Annotated in this window: 19 protein-coding genes; 12 read left to right on the top strand and 7 right to left on the bottom strand. The window is 71.5% G+C overall.

All coding sequences use genetic code 11. From position 1 onward, the window contains the following. Positions 1–15: 15 nt before the first annotated feature. Together galK and galT are read right to left on the bottom strand one after the other, a co-directional pair. A complete protein-coding gene (galK, locus tag G6G98_RS08915) occupies positions 16–1,230 on the bottom strand; it encodes a galactokinase (RefSeq protein ID WP_067355407.1) in 1,215 nt (404 codons plus the stop codon). Continuing rightward, a complete protein-coding gene (gene galT, locus G6G98_RS08910) occupies positions 1,227–2,396 on the bottom strand; it encodes a galactose-1-phosphate uridylyltransferase (protein WP_067355761.1) in 1,170 nt (389 codons plus the stop codon). Before galT ends, galK begins: the two co-directional genes overlap by 4 nt. A gap of 155 nt (positions 2,397–2,551) precedes the next feature. On the opposite strand from galT, the gene G6G98_RS08905 reads away from it, so the two are divergent. Beyond that, positions 2,552–3,502, top strand: a complete 951-nt coding sequence (locus G6G98_RS08905) for a LacI family DNA-binding transcriptional regulator (RefSeq protein WP_067355765.1) — start codon at positions 2,552–2,554, stop codon at positions 3,500–3,502. A gap of 6 nt (positions 3,503–3,508) precedes the next feature. Here G6G98_RS08905 and G6G98_RS08900 read toward each other — a convergent pair whose 3' ends face one another. Together G6G98_RS08900 and G6G98_RS08895 are read right to left on the bottom strand one after the other, a co-directional pair. Beyond that, on the bottom strand, positions 3,509–4,600 hold the full coding sequence (locus G6G98_RS08900; protein WP_067355410.1) for a substrate-binding domain-containing protein: 1,092 nt from the start codon (positions 4,598–4,600) through the stop codon (positions 3,509–3,511). Then, on the bottom strand, positions 4,597–6,504 hold the full coding sequence (locus tag G6G98_RS08895) for a heparinase II/III domain-containing protein (protein ID WP_067355413.1): 1,908 nt from the start codon (positions 6,502–6,504) through the stop codon (positions 4,597–4,599). Before G6G98_RS08895 ends, G6G98_RS08900 begins: the two co-directional genes overlap by 4 nt. A gap of 136 nt (positions 6,505–6,640) precedes the next feature. Here G6G98_RS08895 and G6G98_RS08890 point away from each other — a divergent pair, with 136 nt between their 5' ends. The 6 genes from G6G98_RS08890 (at position 6,641) to G6G98_RS08865 (ending at position 13,482) form a co-directional block, all read left to right on the top strand. Beyond that, positions 6,641–8,551, top strand: a complete 1,911-nt coding sequence (locus G6G98_RS08890; protein WP_166706082.1) for a DUF2264 domain-containing protein — start codon at positions 6,641–6,643, stop codon at positions 8,549–8,551. Positions 8,552–8,605: 54 nt separating this feature from the next. Next, on the top strand, positions 8,606–9,892 hold the full coding sequence (locus tag G6G98_RS08885) for an extracellular solute-binding protein (RefSeq protein WP_164234777.1): 1,287 nt from the start codon (positions 8,606–8,608) through the stop codon (positions 9,890–9,892). A 73-nt stretch (positions 9,893–9,965) separates the two neighbouring features. After that, entirely contained in the window at positions 9,966–10,913 is a 948-nt protein-coding gene (locus G6G98_RS08880; protein WP_067355425.1) for a carbohydrate ABC transporter permease, read from the top strand. Further along, entirely contained in the window at positions 10,910–11,833 is a 924-nt protein-coding gene (locus G6G98_RS08875) for a carbohydrate ABC transporter permease (protein ID WP_243842065.1), read from the top strand. Before G6G98_RS08880 ends, G6G98_RS08875 begins: the two co-directional genes overlap by 4 nt. Before the next feature lie 3 nt (positions 11,834–11,836). Next, entirely contained in the window at positions 11,837–12,505 is a 669-nt protein-coding gene (locus tag G6G98_RS08870; RefSeq protein ID WP_067355428.1) for a DUF624 domain-containing protein, read from the top strand. Further along, on the top strand, positions 12,502–13,482 hold the full coding sequence (locus G6G98_RS08865) for a hydroxyacid dehydrogenase (RefSeq protein ID WP_067355432.1): 981 nt from the start codon (positions 12,502–12,504) through the stop codon (positions 13,480–13,482). Before G6G98_RS08870 ends, G6G98_RS08865 begins: the two co-directional genes overlap by 4 nt. Positions 13,483–13,506: 24 nt before the next feature. Here the strand turns inward: G6G98_RS08865 and G6G98_RS08860 are convergent, their stop codons facing one another. After that, positions 13,507–14,457, bottom strand: a complete 951-nt coding sequence (locus tag G6G98_RS08860; protein WP_067355436.1) for a helix-turn-helix transcriptional regulator — start codon at positions 14,455–14,457, stop codon at positions 13,507–13,509. A 61-nt stretch (positions 14,458–14,518) separates the two neighbouring features. Here G6G98_RS08860 and G6G98_RS08855 point away from each other — a divergent pair, with 61 nt between their 5' ends. Then, positions 14,519–15,715 carry an epoxide hydrolase family protein gene (locus G6G98_RS08855; RefSeq protein ID WP_067355440.1) on the top strand — a complete coding sequence of 399 codons (1,197 nt, stop codon included), beginning with the start codon at positions 14,519–14,521 and terminating at the stop codon, positions 15,713–15,715. Positions 15,716–15,753: 38 nt separating this feature from the next. Here the strand turns inward: G6G98_RS08855 and G6G98_RS08850 are convergent, their stop codons facing one another. Further along, positions 15,754–16,827 (bottom strand): LacI family DNA-binding transcriptional regulator, encoded by a 1,074-nt coding sequence (locus tag G6G98_RS08850; RefSeq protein ID WP_067355443.1) that lies wholly within the window; start codon positions 16,825–16,827, stop codon positions 15,754–15,756. 122 nt (positions 16,828–16,949) lie between these two features. Further along, positions 16,950–20,057 carry an NPCBM/NEW2 domain-containing protein gene (locus tag G6G98_RS08845; RefSeq protein WP_164234776.1) on the bottom strand — a complete coding sequence of 1,036 codons (3,108 nt, stop codon included), beginning with the start codon at positions 20,055–20,057 and terminating at the stop codon, positions 16,950–16,952. A gap of 271 nt (positions 20,058–20,328) precedes the next feature. On the opposite strand from G6G98_RS08845, the gene G6G98_RS08840 reads away from it, so the two are divergent. From G6G98_RS08840 to G6G98_RS08825, 4 genes are all read left to right on the top strand, one after another. After that, the gene (locus G6G98_RS08840; RefSeq protein WP_067355449.1) at positions 20,329–21,489 is read left to right on the top strand and encodes a Gfo/Idh/MocA family protein; all 1,161 of its coding nucleotides are present in this window, start codon (positions 20,329–20,331) and stop codon (positions 21,487–21,489) included. Beyond that, positions 21,489–22,661, top strand: coding sequence for a dihydrodipicolinate synthase family protein (locus G6G98_RS08835; RefSeq protein WP_067355452.1), 1,173 nt, complete (start codon positions 21,489–21,491; stop codon positions 22,659–22,661). The genes G6G98_RS08840 and G6G98_RS08835 overlap by 1 nt, the downstream gene beginning before the upstream one ends. Beyond that, positions 22,658–23,524 carry a sugar phosphate isomerase/epimerase family protein gene (locus G6G98_RS08830; protein WP_067355456.1) on the top strand — a complete coding sequence of 289 codons (867 nt, stop codon included), beginning with the start codon at positions 22,658–22,660 and terminating at the stop codon, positions 23,522–23,524. Before G6G98_RS08835 ends, G6G98_RS08830 begins: the two co-directional genes overlap by 4 nt. Positions 23,525–23,640: 116 nt before the next feature. Continuing rightward, a complete protein-coding gene (locus tag G6G98_RS08825) occupies positions 23,641–24,399 on the top strand; it encodes a sugar phosphate isomerase/epimerase family protein (protein ID WP_067355459.1) in 759 nt (252 codons plus the stop codon). Positions 24,400–24,426 lie beyond the last annotated feature (27 nt).

Here is a 24,426-nt window from a genome sequence, read left to right as displayed (position 1 = left end):
TGTCTCAGGAACGGGTCAGGCGTCGCGGCCGGCGCCGGCCGACGGGGTCACGGTGAACAGGGTCGGGGCAGCGAACCCCGCGTCGGCGAACGCGGCGGTCACGGCATCCGACACCGATTGCACCGCGTCCTGCTCCACCAGGGCGATCGCCGCCCCGCCGAAGCCGCCTCCGGTCATCCGCGCGCCGAGGGCGCCCGCGGCCAGCGCCGCATCGACGGCCGTGTCCAGCTCGGGCACCGAGATCTCGAAGTCGTCGCGCATCGACGCGTGCGAGGCGACGAGGAGGTCCCCGATCGCACGGGCGCCGCGCGTGCGCAGCACTTCGACGGTGTCGAGCACGCGCTGGTTCTCGGTCACCACGTGGCGCACCCGACGGAAGGTCACGTCGTCCATGAGCTCCTGCGCGCGGGGAAGGTCGTCCACGGAGAGATCGCGCAGCGCGGGGACGCCCATGATCGAGGCGCCCCGCTCGCACGAGGCGCGGCGCTCGCCGTAGCCGCCGGTCGAGTGCGCATGCTTGACGCGGGTGTCCATCACCAGCAGTGCGAGTCCGGCCTCGGCCATCCCCAGCGGCACCAGCCGGGTCTCCAGAGATCGGCAGTCCAGGAAGATCGCGGCGTCAGGCTCTCCGAGCATCGACGCCATCTGGTCCATGATCCCCGTGGGGGCGCCCACCGCCTCGTTCTCGGCGCGGCGGCCGATGCGGGCGAGCGCCGTGCGGTCGAGTCCGGCGCTCCAGAGGTCGTTCAGAGCGGATGCCGTGGCGCCCTCGATCGCGGCCGAGGAGGAGAGGCCGGCGCCGACGGGGACGTCGGAGGCGATCGCGATGTCGACGCCGGGCCCCCGGACGCCGTCCTGACCGAGCGCCCAGGCGACGCCCAGCGGATACGCGGCCCATTCGGCCACGCCCGGCTCTGCGCCGGCGGCGGTCGGGAACAGCTCCTGGAGCTCGTCGAGGGCGACCTCGACCGGCTCGTCGGCGAACGTCGAGGCGACGAAGACGCGACTGCGGTCGTCGGCGCGGATGCCGACCGCCGCGACCGTGCGCTGCGGGATCGCGAACGGAAGCACGAAGCCGTCGTTGTAGTCGGTGTGCTCGCCGATCAGGTTCACCCGGCCCGGCGCCGACCAGAGCCCGTCCGGCTCGCGGCCGGTGAGCGCGGTGAACAGGGTGCGGGCGGCCTCAGGGGCGGTGGCCTCGGCGGTGCCGGCTTCGGTGGCGGTGGTCATGCGGATGCCCTTTCGACGGCTTCGCGGATGCGGGCGGCGCCCTGTTCGGGGGTGACCTCGGCGGCCCAGGCCCACATCGCGGCCTCGGAGCCGGCGAGGAACTTCAGCTTGTCGGCCGCGCGGCGCGGGCTCGTCAGCTGCAGGTGCAGGCGCACGCTCTCACGGCCGACGTGCACGGGGGCCTGGTGCCAGGCGGCGATGTACGGGGTCGGGGTCTCGTACAGGGCGTCCACCCCTCGCAGCAGCTTCAGGTAGAGCGGGGCGAGCTCGTCGCGCTCAGCATCCGTCGTCTCCGCGAAGTCGGGCACGTGGCGGTGCGGCATCAGGTGCACCTCGAGCGGCCAGCGGGCCGCGAACGGGACGAAGGCCGTCCAGTGCTCGCCCCGGAACACGACGCGCTCGGAGCCCTGCTCGAAGTCGAGGATGTGCTGGAACAGGTCGGGGGCGGTGCGGTCGATGCTCTCCAGCACCCGCGTCGTGCGCGGGGTGACGTACGGGTAGGCGTAGATCTGACCGTGCGGATGCGGGAGGGTCACGCCGATGGCCTCGCCGCGGTTCTCGAACGGGAAGATCTGCTCGATGCCGGGCAGCTGAGACAGGGCGGCGGTGCGGTCGGCCCACGCCTCGATCACGGTGCGCGCGCGGGTGACGGTCTGGGTGCCGAACGATCCGGTGTGCTCCGGGCTGAAGCACACGACCTCGCAGCGGCCCACCGAGGTCCGGGTGCGGCCGAGGCCGAGCGCCTCGAGGTCGTCGAGTCCGCGCGGAGGGTTGCTCGCGGCCGGAGCTGCGCCGATCGCCTCGGCGAGGGCGGGACCGAATGCGGGGGAGCGGTTCTCGAACACCGCGACGTCGTAGAGCGAGGGCACCTCGGACGGGTTCGCCGGAGACTGCGGGGCGAGCGGGTCGGCGTCGGCGCTCGGCATCATCACGCGGTTCTGCCGGTTCGCGGCGACGGTGATCCAGTCGCCGGTGAGCACGTCGAGGCGCATCGTCGCGGTCTCGCCGCGGGGGTCGAGGGTGCGCGCGTCGACCGAGCGCTCTGCGTCGAGCGTCGTGCCGGGGTCGTCGTAGTAGATGAGTTCGCGGCCGTCGGCGAGGGCGGTGGCGCGCTTGACGACGCCGGCGCCGAGGGTCTCTGTCCGCAACTCCGGAGATTCGGTCATGTTCACGTAAACATGATGGCACGGCGGCCGTGGTAACGTCAACATTCAGGAGTTGTGAACGCAGGACGGGACGGAGGATGCCGGTGACCGACAGGGATCTCGACCTCGGCCGCTCCCCGGCGCCCCGACGCCGCGCAGCCTCCGGCCGTGTCTCCATGGCGATGGTCGCCGCCCGTGCGGGCGTCTCCGGGCAGACCGTCTCCCGTGTCGTCAACGACAGCCCGCGCGTCGATCCGGCCACCCGCGAGCGGGTCGAGAAGGCGATGGCCGACCTCGGCTACCGCCCGCACCGCGCCGCCCGCGCCCTGCGCACAGGACGCTCGCACACCATCGGCCTCGTCGTCACCACCCTCGCGACCGTCGGCAACTCCCGGATGCTGCAGGCGACCGCCGAGGCCGCCGCCGAGCGCGGCTACGCCCTCACCGTCGTCACAGCCTCGGGCGGCGTCGCCGACGCCTTCGAGCGCCTCGCCGAACAGGAGGTCGACGGCGCGATCGTGCTGAACGAGGCCTCGGCCCAGGTCCCCTCCGCCGCGCGGCCCGCAGGACTTCGGCTGGTCGTCGTGGATGCGCCGGCGGGAGCCGGCCTCGACGGCGTGCACAGCGACCACGTGGGCGGCGCCGCGGCGGCGACCGCGCACCTCCTCGCACTCGGGCACCCGACCGTTCATCACCTCGCCGGTCCCGCCGACTCCTTCGCCGCCGCCGAGCGCGAGCGCGGCTGGCGGGAGACGCTCGAGGCCGCAGGCATCGCGCCGCCGCCCGTCGTGCGCGGCGACTGGAGCGCCGACGCCGGATTCGACGCCGGGGGCGCACTCGCCGCGGCATCCGCCGTGTTCTGCGCCAACGACCAGATGGCGCTCGGCCTGCTCCGCGCGCTCGCCGAATCCGGTCGCCGGGTGCCGGAGGACGTCAGCGTGATCGGCTTCGACGACGTGCCGGATGCCGCGAACTACCGGCCGCCGCTGACGACGATCCGCCAGGACTTCACCGCGCTCGCCCGCCGCGCCTTCGACGCGCTGGTCGCCGGCATCGAGGGCGCCGACACGTCGTCGGGCGATGCCGTCATCCCGACGACGCTCGTCGAGCGCGCCAGCACCCGCTGACGCGACTCAGGCCGGTGCCGCCGACGACTCGCGCACCTTGAGCGTCGGGCTCAGCGACACCCGGTGCACCGGCCGCGACGGGTCGGCGAGCCTACGGGCGATGAGGTCGACGGCCGCGGCTCCGACGCTCTCCCGAGGCGGGCTGATCGCCGTCAGCGCGGGGGTGAACAACTGTGCCACCTCGTCGTCGTAGGCCACGACGGACAGATCCTCCGGCACGGAGAGCCCCCGGCTCAGTGCGATGTCGATGAACGCCATGGCCTCCGGGTCGGAGTGGATCAGCAGGCCGGTCACCCCCATCTCCAGCGCCGTGTCGATCGCCGCGTTCACCGCCCTGGTGAAGCCGGGGCCGTTGCGATCAGGGAACAGGCTCTCGAAATGGTCGGCGTCGCCGAGCTCGAGCTCCGCGCAGGCGCTCGCCCAGCCCGTCAGGATCTTCCGTCCGGTGGGGGAGTCGCGGGACAGCACGAGCCCGAACCGGCGGTGGCCGAGACGCTGGAGGTGGCGCACCGCGAGCACGGCGCCCAGGGCGTGATCGGTGGTGACGCTCTCCACGGGGGCGCGCTCGGGGAGCAGCACGGCATCGCGCTCGACGAACACGGCGGGAAGGGCGGCGTCGTGCAGCCACTGCACCACGTCCTGCGCGTGCGCGGCGTCCGGGTTGGGGGCGACGATGAGTCCGCGCACGTCGTCGGAGGCGACGAGTCGCTCCAGCACGGGGCGCTCGTCCTGCAGCTCGTACGAGGCGCCGCGCGGCACCAGCCGGAGGCCGCGGCGGCGCGCCTCGGCCTCCATGCCGCGGATGACGCTGGGCCAGTAGTACGCGAGGGACGGCACGAGCACGGCGATCGCGCCGCCTGTGCTCTCTCCCGCCGGCTGCGCCGGGGCGGTGACGGAGATCGGCACGGCACCGCCATGCACCCGCTCGAGGTGCCCGTCGTCCTCGAGCTGCTGGAGGTCGCGCCGGAGGGTGACCGGGGCGACGCCGAGCTCCTCGGTGAGCTGCGAGACGCGCACGATGCCGTCGCGCTCCAGGGCGGAGAGGATGTGCGCATGGCGCGCGGGTGCCAGCGGTGCGTGCTGCTGCTGATCGGTCATTCCTCGTCCTCGCCGTCGCCCGTCGCGCGGGCCTCGATGTCTCTTTCTACCGTGATCCACGCCGCGTCGCGCGCGCTCGCGTCGAGTTCGATCCGGGTGAGCCGCTCGCCCCAGACCGCGGAGAGCATCGGATCGTCGAGCTCGCGCACCGTCATCCGCGCCGTCAGCTCCGCCGGCCAGCGGACCAGCACCGGCGACGCGCCGTCGAGGGGCACGATCCGTGCGCCGCCGTCGCGGAGGGCGACCTCGCCGGCGACGACGAGGTGCAGCATCGCCGGGTCGCCCGCAGCGGACCAGGAGTCCTCGATGCGCACCAGGCCGGCGTCCCGGTCGAGTCGCGCCGTCCGCCGCCACGAGAGGCCGGGGACGTCGTATGCCCCGCCGATGTCGAGGGACAGCGCGGAGGCGGCATCCGACACCGTGGCGGACACGTCGGATGCCGCGAACGCGCGTCCCGGAGACTGGTCTCGGCCGGCCGCCACCGGCACGCTGTGCCAGGCGCTCTGCATGGTCCAGATGTCGTAGCGGCCGGGACCGAATGTCGCCTTCGTGTAGGTGGGGCGCCCGGCGTCCACGATCACGGGCACGCCGTCGGAGGCGACGAGGAACGACCCGACGTCGTTGTGGTTGTGGTGCTCGGCGTTGTGCCCGCCCTTCACGACGAGCGTCAGCCCGCTCGCACTGCCCGCCGCCGTGCGGCTCAGCAGGACCTCGGTCGAGGGCAGCCAGACGTCGCGCGGCAGCGGGGAGCGGGTGACGGATGCCGCGGCCCACTCCGGGTCGGTGAGCTCCCGCGCCAGGCGTCCGAATCCGGCCTCCTCGGAGGGAGCGCGATCGCGGTGCGCGGAGGCGTGCGCGGCGGCATCCGCGTCTCCGAGCCGGCGCGCCGCGCGGTGCAGGGCGTGCCAGGGCTGGGCGGCGGGAGGCCGCGCCTGCCCGTCGGCGAGGTTCACGTACCAGTCGCCGCCGAGGTGGCAGCGGTGCGGGAAGGCGACGGTCTCGCGCAGCGCCGGCACGTCGAAGCCGTCGAGTCCTGTGGCCGCGGCGAGCACGTCGAGCGCCTCCAGCGCGCGGCAGGCGCCGTTCCACCAGTACGCGTAGCCCTCGTCGATCGCGCCGTCGTCGGGCAGGGCGGTGATGTAGCGGTCGAGGCCCTCGACGACGAGGGCGACGATCTCGGCGGGGTCCTCGTGCAGCTGCAGCGCGGTGGCGAGCACGTTCGAGTGGATCCACGGGTTCCAGTTGTGCACGTCGCCGTCGAGGCCCAGCCAGTGCCAGTCGCGGCGGGCGAGGAACGGCGTGAACACGCGCGTCTGCGCCTCATGACGGATGCGGGTGCGGATGCCGGGGGCGCGCGTCTCCAGCTGCGCGCCGAGCACGCGGTCGATCCAGGCGAGCTGCCCGGCGGCCTCGCCCGCGCCCAGGTCGAGATACGGGTCGGTGACCACGGCCAGCACGCTGCCGTGCCGCTCGAGGGCGTCGTCATGGGCGGGCCAGCACCACGAGCTCTGCTCGCACAGCAGCTGGATGCCGTCGACGACCTCGTCGATCCAGCGCTCCTCGAGCGTGACGGCGGCGGCGACGGCGGCGCGGCTCAGCCGATGCTGCCGCGCGAAGGCCTCGCCCTCCCACGTCGAGCGGTCGCCGTCGCGGTGCACGCGCGCCGCCTGGGAGGCGAGGGGCTGCGGCCACGGGGCGCCGAGATCGGCCTCGGCCCGCGTCAGCAACGCGGCCGCGTCGACCCGCGACCAGGAGGATCGATCCTCGGCCGTCGGCACGGGGAGGGGTGCCCACGACGGGAGCGCACGCAGGCGCGCGACGGAGACGCCGCCGCCGAGGGCTGCCGCGAGAGCGCCGCGGAAGCGGGTCGTGGCGGGCTCCGCCGTTGCGTCGTGCTGGGTCACGGCCCCAGCTTAGCTGATCGAAAATGATCGAACTAGGATTATTTTGGTGTTGTCTTGATCGAAACAGGATGATAGCCTCCCAACGATCGCGAAGGGACGACAGCCCGTCGCGGAACAGCCTTCGAAGGAGAATCCTGTGTCGTTCGAGTCCCTCACGGGCACCACGGAATGGACCCGCGACGATCTGATCGCATATGCCGACGGACTGCTGGCGGCCGTGCGGCCCTGGGCCTCCGAGAACGGTGCGAGGATCACGCTGCCCGGAGCCTCCGGTGGCTACGGGGAGGCCGTGGACGGCCTCGAGGGGTTCACCCGCACGCTCCTGCTCGCCGGGTTCCGCATCGCCGGCGCCCGCGGCGAAGGCGTCGACGACCTCATCGACTTCTATGCGCGAGGCATCGCCGCCGGCGTGGACCCCCAGGCTGCGGACCGCTGGGTCCGCCTCGAGGAGCACGCGCAGGCGAAGGTCGAGGCGGCCTCGCTCGCGCTCATCCTCGACATGACCCGCCCCTGGATCTGGGACCGTCTCGACGCCGTCACCAGGCAGCGCGTCATCGACTACCTCGCCCCGGTGGTCGGCGACGAGAGCTACCCGCGCAACAACTGGCTCTGGTTCCGTGTGGTGGTGCAGACCTTCCTCCGCTCGGTCGGCGGGCCCTGGTCCCAGGCCGACATCGACGCGGACCTCGCCCGTCACGACTCCTACCTGCGCGAGGGCGGCTGGATCTCCGACGGCGACGAGCGCTCCTTCGACCACTACGTCGGCTGGGCGCTGCACCTGTATCCGGTGCTGTGGGCTCGCATGCAGGGCGCCGAGGAGCTTTCCAACGGTCGCACCGCCGGCGACATCGCCAGGCTCGACGACTTCCTGCAGGACGCGATCGCCCTCGTCGGGGCCGACGGCGCGCCGCTCATCCAGGGCCGCAGCCTCGTCTACCGCTTCGCCGCCGCCGCCCCGTACTGGGCCGGAATCCTCGCCGGAGCGCCCTCGGTGCCGCCCGGGCAGCTGCGCCGCGCGGCATCCGGCATCATCCGCCACTTCGCCGGCCACGGGGTTCCCAACGCCGACGGGCTGCTCGACCTCGGCTGGCACGCCGAGTGGCGCCGCCTCGCCCAGAACTACTCGGGCACCGGCTCTCCGTACTGGGCGTCGAAGGGCCTGCTCGGCATCGCCCTCCCCGCCGACCACCCGGTGTGGACGGCGCCGGCGGACCGGCTCCCCGCGGAGACCGCCGACACCCTCCGCGTCGCGGTGTCGCCGGCCTGGATCATCTCCGCCACGGCCGACGACGGCATCGTGCGCGTGATCAACCACGGCACCGACCATGCACTCCCCGGAGCCCTCGCCGGCGACTCGCCCCTCTACGCACGCCTCGGCTACTCGACGGCCACCAGCCCGCTGCTGAACGGCGACGCCTGGGCCGAGCCGCTCGAGCAGTCCGTCGCCCTGCTGCACGCCGACGGGCGCGCGACGCACCGTGCGGGCATGCGAGTGCGCGGCATCCGTCTCGACGACGGCGTCGCGCTCGCCGGCTCGACCGCCACCGCGCACTGGATCGCGCCGGCCGCGACGCAGACGCGTCACGGATCGGGGATCGTCGGCGAGGCGCAGCCGGCCGGGGAGGTCACCACCTGGTCGATCGTCCGCGGAGCCTGGGAGGTGCGGCTGGTCCGCATCGACAGCATCGCAGCGGATGCCGCCCCCACGGCGCTGCGCATCGGCGGCTGGCCTGTCGCCGCGGATGCCGTGCACTCCTCGGCGGCCGCCGACCGGGCGATCGCGGCGGCGGCCGGCCGCCACAGCACGATCGTCGCGCTGACCCCCGGCGGCACCGCCTCGGTCGAGGAGCGCCGCGATGCGAGCCCGCTCGGCGCGGCGGCATCCGTTCCCGTGCTCACGCATCCGATCGCGGCGGGCACGTGGATCGCCTGCGCCGTGCACCTCTCCGACCGTCCCGCCGCGTCGGCCCCCGCCGTCGCCCTGGCCGACGGCGACATCTCCATCACCTGGCCCGACCTCGCAGTCACCCACCACCGGCTCTCCTGAGCCCGACCCCCGACCCGTCCTGGGCACCCGCAATTGCAAAGGAGCAGTACCCTCATGAACCGAAAGTTCCTCGCCGCCGGCAGCATCGCCGCGGTGGCCGCCCTCGCCCTCGCCGGCTGCGCCGGCGGCACCGACGCCGGCGAGAGCGCCGATCCCGACGCTCCGGTCACCCTGACGCTGTCCGGGTGGAGCCTCGAGACGACTCCCGAGTTCCAGACGCTCGCCGACGCGTTCACCGCAGAGCACCCGAACGTCACGATCGAGCTCAAGGAGTACGACGCCGCCGAGTACAACACGCTCGTCACCGCCGACCTCGCCGCGGGCTCCGGCCCGGACATCATCACGCAGAAGGAGGTCAAGTACATGACCACCTTCCAGGAGGGCAGCCAGCTGCTGGACGTCTCCGACGTGGAGCTCCCCGAGGGCATCAGCGGCGCCGACTCCTACAAGGTCGACGGCACGGCCTACGCCGTCCCCTACCGCCAGGACTCCTGGGTGCTCTTCTACGACAAGGACCTGTTCGACGCGGCGGGCGTCGAGTACCCCGACGGCTCGTGGACCTGGGACGACTACGCGGATGCCGCGGCCGCGCTCACGACCGACACCGTGAAGGGCGCATATCTGCACCGCTGGCAATCGACCGTGCAGGGCTTCGCGAACGCGCAGACCGGGACCAGCGTGCTCGACGGCGACTACGGCAACATGACCGAGTTCTACGAGAACGCCCTCGCGATGCAGGATGCGGGCGACCAGGTCGACTTCAACACGTCCACCGCCAACCAGCTCACGTACCAGGGCGAGTTCGGCACCCAGAAGTCCGCGATGCTGCTGATGGGCACCTGGTACACGGCGACCCTCATCGCCCAGCAGGCCTCCGGCGAGGCGAACGACTTCGAGTGGGGCATCGCCCCGGCGCCGCAGCTGGACGAGAAGACCGCCGGCACGGACAACACCCCCGTGACCTTCGGCGACCCGACCGGTTTCGGCATCAACGCGAACATCGACTCCGCGAAGGCGGACGCCGCGAAGCAGTTCCTCGAGTTCGCCGCCTCCGAGGAGGCCGCACAGGCTCTCGCGGCGATCGGCATCACGCCGGCGCTCACGAACGACGCCGTCGTCGAGACGTACTTCGGCGTCGAGGGCGCCCCGAGCGACGAGCTGTCGAAGTTCGCGTGGTCGACGCACGAGGTGCTGCCGGAGAACCCCACCTCCAGCAAGACCGCCGCGATCCAGGGCATCCTCGCCGATCTGCACACGGCCGTGATGTCGGGCTCCGCGCCGCTCGACGAATCGATCAAGACCGCCGAGGAGCGCGTGAAGAGCGAGGTCGGTCTCGACTGACCTCTCAGGGGCCGGCCGGACCGGCCGGCCCCTGACCCCACGCGAACGAGAAGCACCCCGGAGAGAGACAGACATGACCACCACCGAGACCGCGCGTCGCGGTCCGGCACCGCAGCAGAGCGGGCAGGCGCCGCCGAAGCGCCGCCGCTCCGCCCTGCGCCGCCGCAACGCCCTGATCGGCTGGAGCTTCATCCTGCCGAACTTCATCGGGTTCGGGTTCCTCACCCTGCTCCCGGTGCTGATCCTCTTCTACATGGCGTTCACCAACTGGAACGTCTTCGGCAAGGCCGACTGGGTGGGGCTGGCGAACTTCGAGCGGCTACTCGGCGACGGCAGCTTCCGCATCGCGTTCGTGAACACCCTCTACTACTCCGTGCTGCACATCCCGCTGACGATCGTCGTCTCGCTCGGGCTCGCGCTCCTGCTCAACAACAAGCTCCGCGGCGTCGCGTTCTTCCGCACCGCCGCCTTCTTCCCGTACATCACCTCGATCGTCGCGATCGCGGTCGTGTGGAACCTGCTCTTCAGCCCCGACTACGGTCCCGTCAACGAGATCCTCCGTGCCGTCGGCATCACCGAGCCGCCCGGATGGCTCACCAGCTCCGACTGGGCGATGCCCGCCGTCGTCATCGTCAGCACCTGGCGCGACATGGGCTACTACATGATCCTGTTCCTCGCCGGGCTGCAGACCGTGCCGCGGGAGCTCCACGAGGCCGCCCGCGTCGACGGCGCGAGCGTGTGGCAGCGATTCGTCAACGTGACGCTGCCCTGCCTGCGCCCGACCATGTTCTTCGTCACCGTGATGCTGACGATCAACTCCTTCAAGATCTTCGACCTGATCCTCGTGATGACCGACGGCGGACCGGGGCAGTCCACCCTGGTGCTCTCCCAGTTCATCTACAAGAAGGGCTTCGAGGAGTCGCAGTTCGGCTACGCCTCCGCCGCCGCCGTCGCGCTCTTCTTCCTCTGCATCCTCGTCACCATCGGCCAGTTCCTGTGGAACAAGAAGCGGAGCGCATGATGACCCAGACCGAGCTGCTGGTCACCGGCCGCAAGAACCTGAACAGCCTGACCGCACCCGCGCCGGAGAGGCCCCGCGGTGCAGGACGCTCCGTCGCCGGCCGCCGCGCCGGCCGCGTCCTCGGCTACGCCGCCCTGATCATCGCCGCGATCGGCCTGCTCGCGCCGTTCTTCTGGATGGTGATGAGCTCCCTGAAGAACGCCAACGAGGTGTTCTCGGTGCCGGTGATCTGGGTGCCCGAGACCTTCGTCTGGCAGAACTACCTCGACATCTGGACCCAGTCGGACATGCTGGTCTGGATCCGCAACACGCTGTTCCTCGCCGTGAGCGTGACCTTCCTCCAGGTGCTCACCGGATCCTTCGCCGCGTACGGCTTCGCGCGCATGCGGTTCGCCGGTCGCGACATCCTGTTCCTCGCCTACATCGGCACGATCGCGGTGCCGTGGCAGTCGTACATGATCCCGCAGTTCATCCTGCTCTCGAACCTCAAGGTGTCCAACACGCTGTGGTCGATCATCCTCCTGCAGGCGTTCGGCGCCTTCGGCGTGTTCCTGATGAAGCAGTACTACGAGACGATCCCCGAGGAGCTCAGCGAGGCGGCCCGTCTGGACGGGCTCAGCGAGTACGGCATCTGGCGGCGGATCATGCTGCCGCTCTCGGTCCCGGCGATCGCGAGCCTCACGCTGCTCACCTTCGTGAACACCTGGAACGACTACCTCGGCCCGCTCATCTATCTGCGCAACCCCGATCTGTGGACGATCCAGCTCGGACTCAAGAGCTTCGTCTCCAACCTCTTCGACACGAACTACGCCCTGCTGTTCGCAGGGCTCACGATCTCCGTGCTGCCGATCGCGATCATCTTCCTGCTCGGGCAGAAGTACTTCGTCGAGGGCATCGCCACCAGCGGGATGAAGGGCTGATCGATGAAGCGCGTCTCCCACGGCACCTGGGCAGCGATCCTCGGCGTCGTCCACCTCGGCCTGATGGTGAACCTCCTCGTCCTCCTGTCGGCCCTGCCCCTCATGCTGCTGCTGTTCACGACCGATCCGGCGCTGTCCTGGCCGCTGCTCGTCCTCGCCGCCCCGATCGCGGCGCCCGCCCTCACCGGCGCGTTCACCGCCTTCCGCGAGTCGGCCGACGGCGAGACGCAGGTGGTGCGCGCGTTCCTGCGCGGCTGGACGGCGACCTGGCGCAAGGCGATGCTGCTGGGGCTCCTCTCGACGGCCACCGTGGTGGTGCTGCTCGTGGACGTCAGGGCGGTGGCGGACACGGCGGCATCCGTCGTCGTCGTGCCCGTGCTCGGGCTGCTCACCGTGGTCGCCGTGGCCACCGCCCTGGTCGGCCTGGTCGGGCTCGCCGAGGCCCCGAGGGCGCGGATGCGCGACCTCCTCAGGGCCGCGCTCTACCTCGGGGTGCGGCGCTGGTACCTCACCGCGCTGTCGTTCGCTGTGCTCGGCGTGCAGTTCGCGGTGTTCACGACGGTCCCCGCGATCGCCGTCGGCCTCACGTGCGCGCCGGCGCTGTACGTCGCCTGGGCGAACAGCCGGCACACGCTGCGGCCGGTGCTCGAGGTCGAGGAGGCGGCCGCATGAGCGGCGTCATCCGCACGGCGATGAACCCCGAGGTGTTCGACCTGCTGTTCGACGAGTCCCGCCTGCAGCGGCTGCACGCCCTGGCCGGCGCGACGCGGCTGCCCATCGACGACGGCGACATCGCCGGCACCGAGATCCTGCTCACCTCGTGGGGCGCCCCGCGTCTGGATGCCGGGATGCTCCGCCGCATGCCCCGGCTGCGCGCCGTCGTGCACGCAGCGGGCAGCGTGCAGGGGCTCGTGTCCGAGGAGCTCTGGGAGCGCGGCATCACGGTGACCTCCGCGGCGGACGCCAACGCCGTGCCGGTGGCCGAGTACACCTTCGCGTCGATCATCCTCGCGTTCAAACGGGCCTTCGTGCACATGCGCACCCCGGCGCGCGTGCTGGAGTGGGGCGACCTGGTCGGCTCCCGGCGGTACGGCAGCGTCGGCCGCACGGTCGGCATCGTCGGCTTCTCCCGGATCGGCCGCCGGGTCGTCCGGATGCTGGGCCAGCTCGACGACGTCCGCATCCTCGTCGCCGACCCCTTCGTCTCCCCGGATGCCGTGGAGGAGGCGGGAGCGGAGCTGCTGCCGCTGGACGAGATGCTCGGGCAGGTCGACGTGCTCTCCCTGCATGCGCCCGCGCTGCCGGAGACGCGGCACCTGATCGGTGCGGCGCAGCTCGCGGCGCTCCGCGACGGCGCCACTGTGATCAACACGGCGCGCGGGTGGATCCTCGATCACGAGGCCCTCTACGCCGAGTGCGCCTCGGGGCGGCTGGATGCCCTGCTCGACGTCACCGAGCCGGACCCCCTGCCCGCCGACGCGCCGCTGCGCGCTCTGGCGAACGTCGCGCTCACCCCGCACATCGCGGGGTCGATGGGCACCGAGGCGAGGCGGCTGGCGGACTCGGCGCTCGACGATGTCGAGGCGCTCCTGCGCGGCGGCCGTCTCTCGGGTGTGATCACCCGACGCGACATGGAGCTCAGCGCCTGAGGGCGCCGACGCTGCGGCGTACGGTCACAGCGCCCGTTCGTAGCGGCCGATCAGGCGTCGCAGCTCCGCAGCCACCTCCGGGGCGTCGACGACCTCGAAGTCGAGATCGAGCATGCTGAGATACCGCACGAGGGTGCCGGGATCGTCGGCCCCGGTGTCGAGGATGCAGGACTCGTCATCGACGGGCGTGAGATCGCCGGCTGACGGCGGGAGGAGCGCCTTCACCGTCTCGAGCGAGGCGAGGATGCGGATGCGGGCGCGGTACTCCCAGGCGGCCCGGGCGACGCCGCGGTCGACATAGGTCGCGATCCCCTCCGGCGGGAGGGGACGCGGGGTGAAACGCGGCCCGGTCGGGATCTTCGGGGTCATGCGGTCGGCGCGGAACGTGCGCCAGTCGTCACGGTCGAGATCGAACGCGACGAGATACCAGCGGCCCTCGCGGTGCGCGAGGCGGTACGGCTCCACCGAGCGCCGTGTCACCGTGCCGGAGTGGGTGGCGTAGTCGAACCGCAGGCGCTCGTGGTCTCGGCACAGGGCGGCGAGCGTCGTGAGCACCGCGGCATCGACGACAGGTCCGGTGCGGGCGACGGGTACGGTGAACCTGCGCAGGGCGTCGATGCGGTGGCGCAGCCGCGACGGCAGCATCTGCTCCAGCTTCACGAGCGCGCGCACGGAGGTCTCCTCGATCCCGGTGAGCGCCCCGCCCGCGCTCGCGCGCAGCGCCACCGCGACGGCGACGGCCTCTTCATCGTCGAGCAGCAGCGGCGGCATGTCCGCACCCCGGCCCAGCCGGTAGCCGCCGGCCACGCCCGGCGCGGCCTCGATGGGGTAGCCGAGCTCGCGAAGGCGGGCGACGTCGTTGCGCACGGTGCGCGGGGTCACGCCGAGCCGGTCGGCCAGGTCGGCGCCCGGCCAGTGCCGTCTGCTCTGCAGAAGGGACAGCAGCTGCAGCAGCCGGGTGGAGGTCTCGAGCATCCTCCGAGGATATTCGGAATCGAGGAACAAAGTGTTCCTCAATGGTTTCTACCATCGGAGCATGAACACGAACTCCACCGCCATCCGCCCTTTCCGCATCGACGTCCCGCAGGCCGAGATCGACGACCTGCACGCCCGGATCTCCGCGACCCGATGGCCGCGCGAGCTCCCCGGCCTCGGCTGGGGCCGCGGCGTGCCGACCGGATACCTCCGGCGCATCGCCGAGTACTGGCGCGACTCCTACGACTGGCGCGGCGCCGAGGCGCGCCTGAACGAGCTGCCGCAGTTCCTCGCGGAGATCGACGGCCAGACGCTCCACTTCGCGCACATCCGCTCCGAGGTTCCCGGTGCACGTCCGCTGATCATGGTGCACGGCTGGCCGAGCTCCTTCGCCGAGTTCGCCGGCCTCGTCGGCCGGCTCACCGATCCGGAGGCTCACGGCGGCAGCGCCGAGGACGCCGTGCACCTGGTGCTGCCTTCGATCCCGGGCTTCGGGTTCTCGCCCCTGGAGGAGAGCGGCCGCGGCGACCTGCTCCGCGTGGCCGGCGCGTTCGCCGAGCTCATGACCCTCCTCGGCTACGACCGGTTCCTCGCGCAGGGAACGGATGCCGGGGCCGGCATCGTCGGGCTCCTTCCGATGGTCGCTCCGGGCCGGGTCATCGCCACGCACGTCAACGGGCCGGCGCCTTCGCCGTTCGGACCTGCGATCGATGCCGGGGCGCTGAGCGGACGGGAGCGCGAGCGGGCCGAGGCCTTCAACGACTGGCAGCGGAACGGCACCGGCTACCTCGCGATCCAGTCGACCCGGCCGCAGACGATCGCCTACGGGCTCACCGACTCACCGGTGGCGCAGCTGGCGTGGATCGTGGAGAAGTTCCAGGAGTGGACCGATCCGGCGGCTGCGCTGCCGGAGGATGCCGTCGACCTCGACGACCTGCTCACGATCGTGAGTCTCTACTGGTTCCAGGAGCTCGGCTGGTCGTCGGCGCATGCGCTCCACGAGGGCATGGAGACGTTCCGCCGGTTCGCCGAGACCGCATCCTCCGGCGCCGCGCCGGCGGAGGGCGGGTGGGAGATGCCCCCGATGCCGCCGGCATCCGTCGCCGTCTTCGCCGCTGACATGTCGGTGCGCAGCGCGGTCGATCCCTACGGGACCGTCTCCACCTGGAACGAGTACGGGGTCGGCGGGCACTTTCCTGCGATGGAGGTGCCTGAACTTCTCGTCGACGACATCCGCTCCGCCTTCCGCGGCCGCTGACCCGCCGCATTCGATCCGGGCCGGCTCGCGCCGTCGTCTCAGGTCGACTCGCGCACGTGCAGGGTCGGTGCGAGCTTGGTGCGCTGCGACGGGGTCGAGTCGCGCTCCTCGAGCCGCAGGAAGCACATCTCCAGCGCCCGGCGGCCCACGGCGAGCTTCGGCGGAGCGACGGCGGTGAGCGGGACGCCGGCGAGCGAGGCGATCTCGTCGTCGTAGGCGACGATGGCGAAGTCCTCCGGCACGCGAAGGCCGCGCTCCTCGGCGATGCCCAGCAGCCCGATCGCGAGCTCGTCGGGCAGCACCAGGGCGGCGCGGGCGCCCGCGGCGAGGCAGTCGTCGAGGAAGCGCCGGAGGACGTCGGACGTGGACCCGTCCCCCCATCGCGGCGAAGGCGCGGTGACGACGGGCGCATGCGGGTCGAGGCCCCAGCGGGCGGTCGCCCTGGCGTGCCCGCGCACGATCCACGGCGCTGTGGCGCTCTCCCTGCACAGCAGGGCGACGCTGCGGTGTCCGCGTTCGGCGAGGTGGTCCACGGCGATCTCCGCGCCGTAGCTGTGGTCGCTGCGCACCGCGTCGATCCGCAGCGAGGTCGGGGCCCCTCCCGCCGAGCGCTCCACCAGCACGACCGGGGTGCCGATCCGCGCGATCGTGTCCCAGGTGGCCTGGTCCTCGATCTGCGGGCGGGCGGTGACGAGCATGATCGCGTCGACGCCGCTCTCACTGAGGCGCCTGAGCTGGCGTCCCTCCTCGCCGGCGTCGTAGTTCGTCGCTCCCAGGACGAGGCGGATGCCGGCGGAGCGTGCGGCCTCGCTGGCCCCGCGGATCACGGGAGGGAAGTAGTAGGAGGCATCCGGCACGATGAGCCCGATCGTGGCGATCGGCCGGCCGGCGGAGCCGATGCCGCGCGCCCCGGTCGCGGGGGCGTCGGCGGCGTCAGGCAGCACGGCGCCGCCGTGCACCCGTCGCAGCAGGCCGCGCTCGGAGAGCACCGCGAGGTCCCGGCGGATGGTCATGCCGGACAGGCCGAGGCGGGCCGCGAACTCCTGCACCTCGATGCGTCCGCGCAGCACGAGCTCGCGGAGGATCCGCTCGCGTCGCTCCTCGGCTATCACGGCATCAGGCTAGCGAGTCGCCGGTCGTCCGGGGCGGATGCGGGCATGTCGTCTCCTTCGTCGCGGGATGCCGACGGGGCGGTGCGCCTCCGAGAGGACGCACCGCCCCGCGGCGTGATCGGTCAGCGGCAGCTGCGCGCGGCGTAGGGGACCTCGAGCGTCGTGCTGTCGGAGCCCGCGCCGGCCGTCACCTCCACGACCCCTGCCGGGAACTGGACCGGCGCCTTGAACGACACCGTCATCGCCTTGCCTGCGGCGAGGCGCTGATCGGCCTTGGTGCCCAGCGGCGTGGTCACCGTGACGCTGAGCGCGCGACCGTCCGCGCTGGTGACGGTGGTGTCCAGCTGCGCCTTCCCGCCGTTGCACTGCGTGCTGACGGCGATGTGCGCCTTCGCCTCGGCTGCGTGGAGGGCGAGCCCGAACAGGGTGACGCCTTCGCCGAGGAGCGGACTGCCGTCCGGGAGCGTCACGCCGGCCACCGGCTTGCCGGAGAGCGGGATCCGCTGGGCGAACACCGAGGCGGTCGACGGCACCGTCGTCACCGTGCCGCCGAGGTAGGGGCGGTCCCGCTTCAGGTACGAGGCCGCGGTGCCGAGAAGGACCGTGTCGGGGTCGCCTCCGGCATCCGCCGCCGACCACAGCGGCAGGTCGATCCTGATCTCCTGGCTGGTTCCGTCCTGGTAGCGCACGAGCGCCGTCCTTGCCTTCGCGGTGCCGGTGGAGAACCCGGCGACGATGATCGCGTCGCCGGTGCCCTCGAGCTCCACCGCCTGGCCGGCGGCCTTCACCGAGTCGGGGGTGCCGACCGGGTCGGGATGCCAGTCGAGCTCCGTGCCGAAGGCCGTCACGGCCGCGCCGGTGCGCAGCCCCGCGTCTGCCAGCGCCGACTCCGAGAGCACCCGGTAGTCGGTGGTGATCGCCCCGTTGCGCGGGTTCGCGGTGCTCGCGACCGAGGTCTGGTTCACCAGCGCGCGGAACGGAAGGGGCGCGGCCTGGACGCCGGCGCCCTGGTCGGCGCCGATGTTCGGAGCATCCGCGGGGATGGGGCCGCCGAAGAAGTCCTGCGCACCGGCATCCGCGACGGGCACGCCCGCGCCGATCAGCGGCGAGCCGACGAGGAGGCGGTAGCCGGGGAGCTCGCGGGTCTGCTGGCCGCTGCCCGCGGCGACGAGCCCTGGATCGCCGACGACGGCGCCGGTCTCGGTGGCCGGGGGCTGGATGCCGCCCCAGTACGCGTTGTGCGCGTACACCGCGTTCGTGGTCCGCAGCGTGCCGCCGGGCGCGATGATGATGTTGTTCTTCAGCTCGCGCGGGGCGTTCATGTCGTCCTCGAACGGCCGGTTCAGGCACGAGAACGTGTTGTTGTAGATGAGGTGCATACCGGGGCCGCCGCTGGCGCCGGCGATGCGGCAGTCGTCCTGCGAGACGTTGTACCGCAGGATCGCGGTCGCGGTCGTCGAGGCCGTGCCGCAGCCGGAGATGCAGTCCAGGTAGAAGCCGCCGGCATTGCCGTACGAGTAGTTGTACTGGAACGTGCAGGTGCCCTTGATCTTCATGTCGCAGTCCCATGCGGTGGAGTCGTACGTCGACGCCGTGCTGTTGCCGACGACGTTGTACTGGAACAGCGGATCCACCGAGTTGTAGGGCCACATGCCCGCGAAGTTGCCCTTGAGGAACGGGTACTCGCCGTGGCCGAGATCGATGGCGGAGTTGTACTCGACGACCGGCTTGTCGGAGTTGTGGATGACGATCCCGTCGCCGCCGACCTCGTGGATGTCGTTGCGGGCGACGTAGACGCCGGTGTTGTAGACCTTCGTCGTGTCCGGTGCGGAGAGCTTGATGCCGCCGGCCGCGGTGTCGTTCACCTCGTTGCCGGTGATGGTGATGCCCTGGAAGGCCCCGATGCCGTCGCCGAGCACCGAGATGCCGGCCGAGCGCGAGAATGCGTTGCCGAGCGTGGTCTTGTCCGACCAGCCGGCGACCTTCTCGACGTGGTTGTCCGTCAGCACCACGCCGCGGCGGATGGAGCCGTCGTTGATCTCGTAGAGGATGCCGACGCGACGCTGATCCGGAGTGCCGGGGTTGATCACGCGCATGCCGTCGACGGTCCAGTTGCTCACGTTCAGCAGGTGGATGCCGGCGAGGGCGCCGTTCCCGTTGATCGTGGCCTTCTCCTCGCCGTCGCCGTAGCCGGAGACCACGATCGGCGCGTGATCGAAGCCGGACCCGGTGGGCGCGAAGGTGCCGATGCACTCGGTGCCGCGGCGGAACAGGATCTTCTCGCCGGGGTAGAACGCGCCGACGCCGGCGAGCTCCTCCAGGGAGCGGAACGGGGACTGCTCGGTCCCGTCGCCGGCTTCTGCGCGCGAGCAGTCGACGAAGTAGGTCTGCGTGGATTCCCGCACGACCCGGGCCAGGAGGCTGCCCTCGGCCACGGTGCCGAAGAGGGAGCCGGCGAACGCGGTGATCGTGTGATCGCCCTTCGCCGCATCCGCGGGCACGACGAACGTCGCCAGGGCAGTGCCCTGATCGTCGGCGTTCACGACCGTGCTCTCGCCGTCGAAGGCGACCGTCACCGGCGCCTGCGGGCTCGCGCCCTCGACGCGGAGCGTGACCGGCATGCCGGGAGAGAGCAGTGAGAGGTCCGTTCCCTGCGGGGTGAGGGTGAGCGGCTGAGCGAGGAAGGCGCCGGTGCAGTTGAACTTCAGGTCGGCCCAGTCTGCGTGGTCGTTCCCGTTGCCCTCCGGGCCCGCCTCGGCGCGGAGCTCGACGAGATCGGCGCCTCGGAGATCGAGATTGAGTCGGCCCGCGGGGTCGGTGCCCGTGCGCTGCTGACGGAACTGCTCCACGCCGTCGACGACGACCACGAAGTCGACGCGCCCCTTGCCCGACTGGCTGTCGTCGATTCCGACGTAGCCGAGCAGCTGGGTGCACTCCTGGTTCACGTCGTAGACGATCTTCGCGGGGGCGTGCGTGCCGAGGCCCTTCTCGTACTTCGTGCCGCGGATCGAGATCGTCTTCCGATCGGGGTCGGGCACCGCCCTGGCGCCGTTGCTGTAGTCCCGCTCGACGGGACCCCAGCCGTTCTCCGCGCTCACCCAGTCCAGATCGCTCGCGTAGTGGACGCCGCCGGCGAGGCCGTCGACGGCGGCGGCCGGCAGCGGTGCGGCGGTCAGGCAGAGCGCGCTCGCCGCGATGGCGGCCAGCATCCGTGTTCGTGTCTTGTGCACGTGACTCCTCCTCGAATCAGCATGAGGACCGCCTTCGGGGGCGGTCGATGTCATCGTTCCACTGCCGTCTGCACAGCCGTGAACACATGAACAGACTTGAACACCGCGCTGTCGTTCGAATCGCTCAGATGGCTCTGAAACCGCCGCTGCAAGGGCCATTCATTCACGCGATTCGAGCGCCGGTGGTTGCGCCGCCGGCACAGAGCTGGCATGCTATGGGAAAGCGCTTACCGAATGATGGAGCGCGTCAGCTTGCAGAGAACGGACCACCATGTCGCAGTCGACCACCCGCGAGATCGGGATCATCATGAACGGCGTCTCCGGACGCATGGGCTACCGTCAGCACCTCGTGCGCTCGATCCTCGCGATCCGCGACGAGGGCGGCATCGAGCTGCCCGACGGCTCCCGCATCACCGTCAAGCCCCTGCTCGTCGGCCGTAACGAGGCCAAGCTCGCCGAGCTCGCGGCCAAGCACGGCATCGAGGACTACACCACCGACCTCGACGCCGCCCTGGCCGACCCGCAATGGGAGATCTACGCCGACTTCCTCGTCACCAAGGCGCGCGCCTCCGCGATCCGCAAGGCCATCGCCGCCGGCAAGGCCATCTACACCGAGAAGCCCACCGCCGAGTCCCTCGAAGAGGCCCTCGAGCTCGCCCGCCTCGCGAAGGAGGCCGGCGTCAAGACCGGCGTCGTGCACGACAAGCTGTACCTGCCCGGCCTGCAGAAGCTGAAGCGCCTCATCGACTCGGGCTTCTTCGGCCGCATCCTCTCGGTCCGCGGCGAGTTCGGCTACTGGGTGTTCGAGGGCGACTGGCAGCCCGCGCAGCGCCCGAGCTGGAACTACCGCACCGAGGACGGCGGCGGCATCATCTCCGACATGTTTCCGCACTGGAACTACGTGCTGGAGAACCTCTTCGGCGAGGTCAAGAGCGTCTACGCCCAGGCCGCCGTGCACATCGCCGACCGCTGGGACGAGAAGGGCGAGCACTACACCGCCACCGCCGAGGACGCCGCGTACGGCATCTTCGAGCTCGAGGGCGGCGTCATCGCCGAGATCAACTCGAGCTGGACCGTGCGCGTCAACCGCGACGAGCTCGTCGAGTTCCAGGTCGACGGCACCCACGGCTCCGCGGTCGTCGGCCTGTTCGGCGCCAAGATCCAGCCGCGCAACGCCACCCCGAAGCCGGTCTGGAACCCCGACCTCGAGGACAGCCACGACTACGACGCAGACTGGCAGAAGGTCCCCACGAACGACGTCTTCCTCAACGGCTTCCGCCAGCAGTGGCAGGAGTACCTCGTCTCCTACGTCGAGGGCACCGAATACGAGTACGACCTGCTCGCCGGCGCCCGAGGCGTGCAGTTCGCCGAGGCCGGCCTCACCTCCAGCGCCGAGGGGCGCAAGGTCGCGATCGAGCCGCTGAGCATCTGATGAGCACGCTCCGACTCCTCGACGCCGCCGGCGCGGTCACGGATGCCGCGCTGAACGAGGGCGGCGGGTACGCGCGCCCGACGGCGCCTCTGCAGAGCCGCGTCGCGTACGCCGCCGCGCACGTGGTGCCGAAGGTGCACGCCGACAACACCCCGGGTCAGCCGGCCGACATCGACTGGGATTCCACCCTCGCGTTCCGCCGCAACGTGTACTCCTGGGGCCTCGGAGTCGCGGACGCCATGGACACCGCGCAGCGCAACATGGGCCTCGATGCCGCGGCGACCCGCGAGCTGATCGCGCGGAGCGCCGAGGTCGCCCGCGAAGAGGGCGGCTCGGTCGTGGTGGGTGTCAACACCGACCATGTCCTCGAGTCGCGCATCTCGCTGGATGCCGTCATCGACGCCTATAAGGAGCAGCTGCACTTCACCGAGGAGCAGGGGGCGGGCCCGGTGCTGATGGCCTCCCGTCATCTCGCACGGGTCGCGACCTCCGCCGACGACTACCGCCGTGTGTATCGATCCGTGCTGGAGAGCGCGACCGTCCCGGTCGTGCTGCACTGGCTCGGCACGGCCTTCGACCCCGAGCTGCAGGGATACTTCGGCGCGGATGACTGGCAGACGGCATCCGCCGTGCTGCGCGACATCATCGACGAGAACCCGGGCAAGGTCGCAGGCGTCAAGATGAGCCTGCTGAACGCGGAGTCGGAGATCGCGGTGCGCGCGCAGCTGCCGGACGGCGTGCGGATGTTCACCGGCGACGACTTCAACTACGTCGGCCTCATCGGCGGTGACTCGGTCGGGCAGGGCGATGCGCATTCCGACGCGCTGCTCGGCGCCTTCGCCGCGATCACCCCGGTCGCCTCCGCGGCGATCCAGGCGCTGGATGCCGGTGACCCGGCGCGCTACCTCGAGATCCTCGGCCCCACCGAGGAGCTCAGCCGGCAGGTGTTCGCCGCGCCAACGTTCTACTACAAGACGGGTGTCGCGTTCCTCGCCTGGCTGAACGGCCACCAGCCCGCCTTCCAGATGGTCGGCGGCCTGCACTCGGCCCGGAGTCTTCCGCACCTGAGCCGCATCGTCGAGCTCGCGAACGCCTCGCTCGCGCTGGAGGATCCGGAGCTCGCCCGCGAGCGCTGGCACGGGATGCTGCGCCTGAACGGAGTGGACGCATGAGCGCCGTCGATCCACGGCTGTCCATCAACCAGGCCACCATCAAGCACGCGGACCTCGAGACCGCGCTGAGGGTGACGGCGGATGCCGGCATCCAGGCCATCGGACTCTGGCGCGAACCGGTGTACGAGGTCGGCCTCGACGTGGCTGCGCGGATGCTCGCCGACTCCGGCCTGCGGTTCACCACGCACTGCCGCGGAGGGTTCTTCACCCTGCCGGAGGGGCCGGGGCGGGTCGCCGCGCTGGACGACAACCGGCGCGCGATCGAGGAGACCGCGACGCTCGCCGCCGCCGGGGCGGACGGCTCGAAGGCCGTGCTCGTGCTCGTCGCCGGCGGACTGCCGGAGGGATCGCGCGACCTCATCGGGGCGCGCGAGCGCGTGCGCGACGCGATCGGCGCGCTCGCCCCGTTCGCTCAGGAGGCCGGTGTGACTCTCGCGATCGAGCCGCTGCATCCGATGTACGCGTCTGATCGGGCCGTGGTCTCGACCCTCGGTCAGGCGCTCGACATCGCGGCCGACTTCGAGCCCGAGGTCGTCGGCGCCGCCGTCGACACCTTCCACATCTGGTGGGACCCGCAGGTGCTCGAGCAGATCGCCCGTGCAGGCCGCGAGGGGCGCATCTCCACGTACCAGGTGTGCGACTGGAAGACCCCGCTGCCCGCCGACGTGCTGCTCTCGCGCCACTACACGGGCGACGGCGTCATCGACTTCGGGTCGCTCACGGAGGCCGTGATCGCCACGGGGTACGACCGCGACATCGAGGTCGAGATCTTCAACGCCGACATCTGGGCGGATGCTCCCGAGCATGTGGTCCGCCGCACCGCCGAGACCTTCGGCGCCGCGGTCTCCCCGCACCTCGCCTGAGTCGCCCCGCCCCGCCCCGCCTCGCTCCGGTATGAGTTCTTGTCGCCTTTTCGCCCGATTCTGCGACAAGAACTCATACCGGAGCAGGGTGAGTCCGTCGCTGAGAGGATGAAACCATGACCGCGATCCGCCCCGGCCTCTGCTCTGTGACCTTCCGCGCGCTCACTCCGGAGCGCATCGTGGCGCTCGCGGCGGACGCCGGCCTCGAGGTGATCGAGTGGGGCGGCGACGTGCACGTGCCGCCGGGTGACACGGCACGCGCGGCGGAGGTCGCCAGGGCGACGGCGGATGCCGGGCTCGGGTCCTGCTCGTACGGGTCGTACTTCCGCGCCGGCGCCGGCGAGGAGCTCACGCCGATCCTCGACAGCGCCGAGGCGCTCGGCGTCGACCGGGTGCGGATCTGGGCGGGCGCCGTCGACGTCGCCGATGCGACGGACGGGGACTGGACGCGGACCGTGGAACGGCTGCGATCCGCGACCGCCGAAGCGGGGGAGCGGGGCATCGGCCTCGCGCTGGAGTTCCATTCCGGCACGCTCGCAGCCACAGCGCCGTCGACGCTGCGTCTGCTCGAGGAGGTGGGCAGCCCGCATCTGACCACCTATTGGCAGCCCACCGTGGCGGCTTCGGTCGACACGGTGCTCGACGAGTACCGCGCCCTCGCCGCGCACACGAGCGCCGCGCACGTCTTCTCGTGGTGGCCGGTGAGGGAGCGGCTGCCCCTCCGGGCCCGCGATGCGCTCTGGACCCGCTTCTTCACCGAGGCCGCGGCCGCCGAGCGCCCTCCGCGCGACGCGCTGCTCGAGTTCGTCCCCGGCGACGATCCCGGCATGCTCTCCTCCGAAGCGGCGACCCTGCGCGGATACCTCTCGGCCTGAAGCTCGCTGCTGTCGGTCTGGCGTCTG

This window comes from Microbacterium hydrocarbonoxydans, from assembly GCF_011752045.1.
GTDB lineage: Bacteria > Actinomycetota > Actinomycetes > Actinomycetales > Microbacteriaceae > Microbacterium.
Note: the sequence above shows the minus strand (reverse complement) of the source record. Positions and strands in the feature narration are given on the sequence as shown.

Coding starts and splice junctions, on each gene's coding strand:
- galK (WP_067355407.1), bottom strand. CDS start 1,230: ATGACCACCGCCACCGAAGCCGGCACCGCCGAGGCCACCGCCCCTGAG.
- galT (WP_067355761.1), bottom strand. CDS start 2,396: ATGACCGAATCTCCGGAGTTGCGGACAGAGACCCTCGGCGCCGGCGTC.
- G6G98_RS08905 (WP_067355765.1), top strand. CDS start 2,552: ATGGCGATGGTCGCCGCCCGTGCGGGCGTCTCCGGGCAGACCGTCTCC.
- G6G98_RS08900 (WP_067355410.1), bottom strand. CDS start 4,600: ATGACCGATCAGCAGCAGCACGCACCGCTGGCACCCGCGCGCCATGCG.
- G6G98_RS08885 (WP_164234777.1), top strand. CDS start 8,606: ATGAACCGAAAGTTCCTCGCCGCCGGCAGCATCGCCGCGGTGGCCGCC.
- G6G98_RS08880 (WP_067355425.1), top strand. CDS start 9,966: ATGACCACCACCGAGACCGCGCGTCGCGGTCCGGCACCGCAGCAGAGC.
- G6G98_RS08875 (WP_243842065.1), top strand. CDS start 10,910: ATGATGACCCAGACCGAGCTGCTGGTCACCGGCCGCAAGAACCTGAAC.
- G6G98_RS08870 (WP_067355428.1), top strand. CDS start 11,837: ATGAAGCGCGTCTCCCACGGCACCTGGGCAGCGATCCTCGGCGTCGTC.
- G6G98_RS08865 (WP_067355432.1), top strand. CDS start 12,502: ATGAGCGGCGTCATCCGCACGGCGATGAACCCCGAGGTGTTCGACCTG.
- G6G98_RS08860 (WP_067355436.1), bottom strand. CDS start 14,457: ATGCTCGAGACCTCCACCCGGCTGCTGCAGCTGCTGTCCCTTCTGCAG.
- G6G98_RS08855 (WP_067355440.1), top strand. CDS start 14,519: ATGAACACGAACTCCACCGCCATCCGCCCTTTCCGCATCGACGTCCCG.
- G6G98_RS08840 (WP_067355449.1), top strand. CDS start 20,329: ATGTCGCAGTCGACCACCCGCGAGATCGGGATCATCATGAACGGCGTC.
- G6G98_RS08835 (WP_067355452.1), top strand. CDS start 21,489: ATGAGCACGCTCCGACTCCTCGACGCCGCCGGCGCGGTCACGGATGCC.
- G6G98_RS08830 (WP_067355456.1), top strand. CDS start 22,658: ATGAGCGCCGTCGATCCACGGCTGTCCATCAACCAGGCCACCATCAAG.
- G6G98_RS08825 (WP_067355459.1), top strand. CDS start 23,641: ATGACCGCGATCCGCCCCGGCCTCTGCTCTGTGACCTTCCGCGCGCTC.